Annotated in this window: 4 protein-coding genes; all 4 read right to left on the bottom strand. The window is 70.5% G+C overall.

Features of this window, described 5'->3' with window-relative positions:
- Positions 1–105 precede the first annotated feature (105 nt).
- The 4 genes from AC27KI_RS20440 to AC27KI_RS20425 all read right to left on the bottom strand — a co-directional run bounded on the left by AC27KI_RS20440 (position 106) and on the right by AC27KI_RS20425 (position 3,652).
- Complete coding sequence (locus AC27KI_RS20440; protein WP_487115541.1) at positions 106–918, bottom strand: DUF4198 domain-containing protein; 813 nt, start codon at positions 916–918, stop codon at positions 106–108.
- 47 nt (positions 919–965) lie between these two features.
- Entirely contained in the window at positions 966–1,490 is a 525-nt protein-coding gene (locus tag AC27KI_RS20435) for a DUF2271 domain-containing protein (protein WP_272568171.1), read from the bottom strand.
- 21 nt (positions 1,491–1,511) lie between these two features.
- Positions 1,512–2,138, bottom strand: coding sequence for a PepSY-associated TM helix domain-containing protein (locus tag AC27KI_RS20430; protein ID WP_487115539.1), 627 nt, complete (start codon positions 2,136–2,138; stop codon positions 1,512–1,514).
- Between the two features lie 503 nt (positions 2,139–2,641).
- Complete coding sequence (locus AC27KI_RS20425; protein ID WP_487115537.1) at positions 2,642–3,652, bottom strand: tripartite tricarboxylate transporter substrate binding protein; 1,011 nt, start codon at positions 3,650–3,652, stop codon at positions 2,642–2,644.
- Positions 3,653–3,800 lie beyond the last annotated feature (148 nt).

The following is a 3,800-nucleotide window of genomic DNA, read 5'->3' as shown; positions in this document are numbered from 1 at the left end:
CGCCGCCCGCTGGCCGCGGCGGCAGCACTTCGGTGGTGGCGCCGCTGCGGCCACCGCCCTGCAGCGGCACGCCCGCATAGCGCACCCGCACGGGGACGGACGGGGTCAGGGCAGTACCTCCAACGTGCCCACGTACGACAGGCGGCGTTCCTTGGCCTGGGGCAGCGACACCTTGTCGTCCCTGGCATCGGCATCGACCCAGTACATGCCGGCCTGCGGCCAAGTCACGCTGAACTCGCCCTTGGCATCGGTGGTGGCCTTGATCTCGTCCTGCTTGTCGCGGTAGCGCGTGGCACCCGCCACCAGCACCACCTCCAGCCCGGCGGCGGGCTTGCCGTCGATGTGGAAGGCGAAGGTGGCCTTGTCGCCCTTCACCAGATCGTTGGGGTGCGTCACGGGCACCAGCTCCAGCCCCTTGCCGCTGGCCTTCACGGCGCTGGGCTTGCCCACCGTCACGTAGGTTTCGATGCGCCCGGCCGACTGCGTGACCTTGAGGTCCTGGGCGTCGGCAGGCACCTCGGCCGCGAATTTTTCCGCCGTGCCGCGCCAGCGCCTGGGCTGGCCGGCCTTGTCCTTGTAGGTGGCGAACAGGCCGTTGTTCAGCACGGCCAGGCGGTAGGTGCCGGTCTGCGTGAGGTTCAGGTCGAACACGCTGCGCAGCTTGCCCTTGTGGGCGTTCTCGGGCGCCACGGCACTGCCGTCGGGGGCGGTGACGGTGAGGTTTTCCAGGCCCAGCGGGAAGTGGTTGAAGAAGAACAGGTCGTTGGACACCGCGGCGTCCACCGTGATCCATTCGGCCTTGGACAGCACGGTGGTGGACGGCAGCAGCCACACGTTGTGGGCTTGCGCGGAGGTGAACGCGCCGCAGAGGGCGACGAGGCAGGCAGCGGCGAGGCGCGATGGGGTCTTGGAATGCATGCGGAAACTCCGGACGGATGGGAATGGGGTGTGAAGGGCTTGCCGGGTCAGGGCTTGAGTTCGAGCGTGATCTCGCCCAGCTCCGTGGTGCCCTTGGCCCGCAGGGGCTCGCCCTTGGCGGCGGGCCAGGCGAAAGGCACGGTCACCACCTCGCGGCCGCCGACCTCGCGCGCGGCCTCCACCACCAGCTTGTAGTTGCCGGCGGGCAGCCGGGCGAGCGGGTTCGTGCCTTCGGTGAACTGCAGCAGGTGCTTGCCGGCAGGGCGCGTGGGACTGGTCACGCCGTCGATCGGCACCGACAGTTCGCGGCCCGTGCGGCGCCACCACTGGCGCATGTCCTTGAGCCACTTGCTGCCCTCGGCGTCCTTCATCTTCACGTCGTACCAGACGGCCAGGGTGGAGGCCACGGTGGCATCGGCGCGCTCGACCCACACGGCCACGTACGGGCGGTGGTATTCGGCCACGTCCAGGCGCGGGATCTCGATCCCCACGCCGAGCCCGGCCGCGAAGGCGGGCGCGCCCAGGCAGGCCCCCATCGCCACGGTGTAGCGCAGCTGCAAATGCTTTTTCATGGGCATTTTTCCTCTTTCGGTTCAGTGGATAAACAGGAACGCCAGCAGGGCCGGCAGCACCAGGCCCAGGCCGACCATCGGCCACGTGAAGGGCCGGTTGCCGGCGTGCATCTTCAGGATGAACAGGCCCGTGATGCAGAACACCAGGCAGGCGGCGGCGAAGGCGTCGATGAACCAGCTCCATGCCGCGCCCGTGTTGCGGCCCTTGTGCAGGTCGTTGAAGTAGGAGATCCAGCCCCGGTCGGTGCGTTCGTACTCGGCCTCGCCATCCGCCAGGCCCACGCGGATCCAGGCGTCGCCGCCGGGGCGCGGCAGCGAGACATAGACCTCGTCGGCAGACCACTCGGCCTCGCGCCCTGCTGTGTCGACGGACCACTGCGCCCGCGCCCAATCCTGCAGGGCCGGCGGCCAGGGCGCGCGGGCCTGCCCGACGGGGGGCGCCACAGCCTGGAGTACCGGTGCGGGCACGGTCGCCCGCAGGCTGGTGACCCGGGGCTTGGCCTCGATCTGGCCGGCGTGGTTGAGCGTGAACCCGGTGACCGCGAACAGCAGCATGCCGACGAGGCAGATGGCGGAACTCAACCAGTGCCATTCATGCAGGGTCTTGAGCCAGCGGGCGCGGCGGCGAGGGTCCGGAGGGCGGGTCATGCGGGAACGGAAGGGGCCGGATGGGGGACAGGGAGCGAGCCACCGCACAGGGCGGCGCCCGGGAAAACCCGCAATTCTAGGGCGTCCAATTGAAAATGACTCGCATTTGCAAAATCTTTACCCAGAGGTCGCCGGCGCAGCGACCCGCGGGCCAGGGGCCGCGCACCGCGCGCCTGGCACCGCCGGAGGCCGGCTTTGGCGTCGACATGAAACGCCTGTCGCCCACGGGGGCGCCCCCCCCGAAAGGCTTGCCGTCACACGGCGGCGATGGCGTGATGGCGCGAGGGAGGTTGACTGGCTCGGCCGCCCGCCGAACGCGGGCGCGGGCGCGGGCGTGAACGCCGAAGGCATTCGAACGGCATCGATCTGGCGGAGCGGCCCGTTTCGCATCGCAAGGTCGCTTCAGCGCCTGGGGCGCGACGCACCGCGTGAACCGGGACCTGCGCGGCCGCTTCTGAGCGCCATGCCGGCCCGCGCAAAGGCCGGTGCGTGGCGGCTGCGTTTCAGTCCATCTTCACGTTCGCGCTTTTCACCACTTGCGCCATGCGTGCGGCCTCGCTGCGAAAGAACGCCGCCGCCTGCTCGGGCGGCGTGAGCTTGATGTCGTAGCCCTGGGCCAGCAGGGCCTCGCGCGCCTCGGGCATCTCCATGGCGGCCTTGAAGCCGTTGTAGAGCCGCGCCACCTCGGCCTTGGGCAGGCCCGTGGGGCCGATGGGGGCGATCCACCCTTCCAGCTCGAAGCCCGACAGGCCCTGCTCGGCGATGGTGGGCACGCTGGGCAGCGTGGGCACGCGCACGGCGGTGGTGACGCCCAGCGCGCGCAGCGCGCCCGCCTTGATGTGCGCCGCGGCCGGCGCCACGGCCACGACACCCAGCTGCACCTGTCCACCCAGGATGTCGTTCATCAGCGGCCCCATGCCCCTGTACGGGATGTGCTTGATGTCCACCTGCGCCTGGTCCACGAACATCGCCGCTCCCAGGTGCAGGATGGTGCCGTTGCCGGACGAGCCGTAGTTCAGCACGCCGGGTTTGGCCCTGGCATACGCGATCAGCTCCTGCACGGTCTTGGCCGGCACCGACGGATGGGCGACCAGCACGAAGGGCGTGGCACCCAGCACGGTGATGGGCGTGATGTCGGCCAGCGAATCGAACGGAATGTTCTTGTAGACGGCCGGGTTCACCACGTGGTTGTTCGAGACGACACCGAACACCGACCCGTCCCGCGGCGCCCGCACGATCTGCGCCGTGCCGGTGATGCCGCCCGCGCCGGGCAGGTTCTCGATCACGACCGGATGGCCCAGGGCCTTGGCCAGGCTGTTGCTGATGGCGCGGATGGCGCCGTCCGCGCCCGAGCCGGCCGACAGCGGCAGGATCACGCGCAGCGGCTTGTCGCCCGGCTGCGCGTTGGCCAGGCCTGGCACCGCGAGCGCGGCAGCGCCCCAGGCCAGTGCGCGGCGGCGGGTGAGAACGGCGGGGCGCAGCGCCAGTGCGCAGGGGGTGGGCAGCGATGTCATGGTTTGTCTCCGTGATCGTTGGGGGGATGAAGGGGCGGCGCGGTCTGTGCCGCGCTCGCATGCCCGTTGGCGGGGGCCGAGCCCGCTCTCGTCAGGCCACGGCTGCGGCCGCGTGAGCGCGGCGATGGCCTCGGGCGCATAGCCCAGG

The organism is Acidovorax sp. KPB24-03, from assembly GCF_057546605.1.
This window is presented reverse-complemented; position numbering and strand designations above follow the sequence as displayed.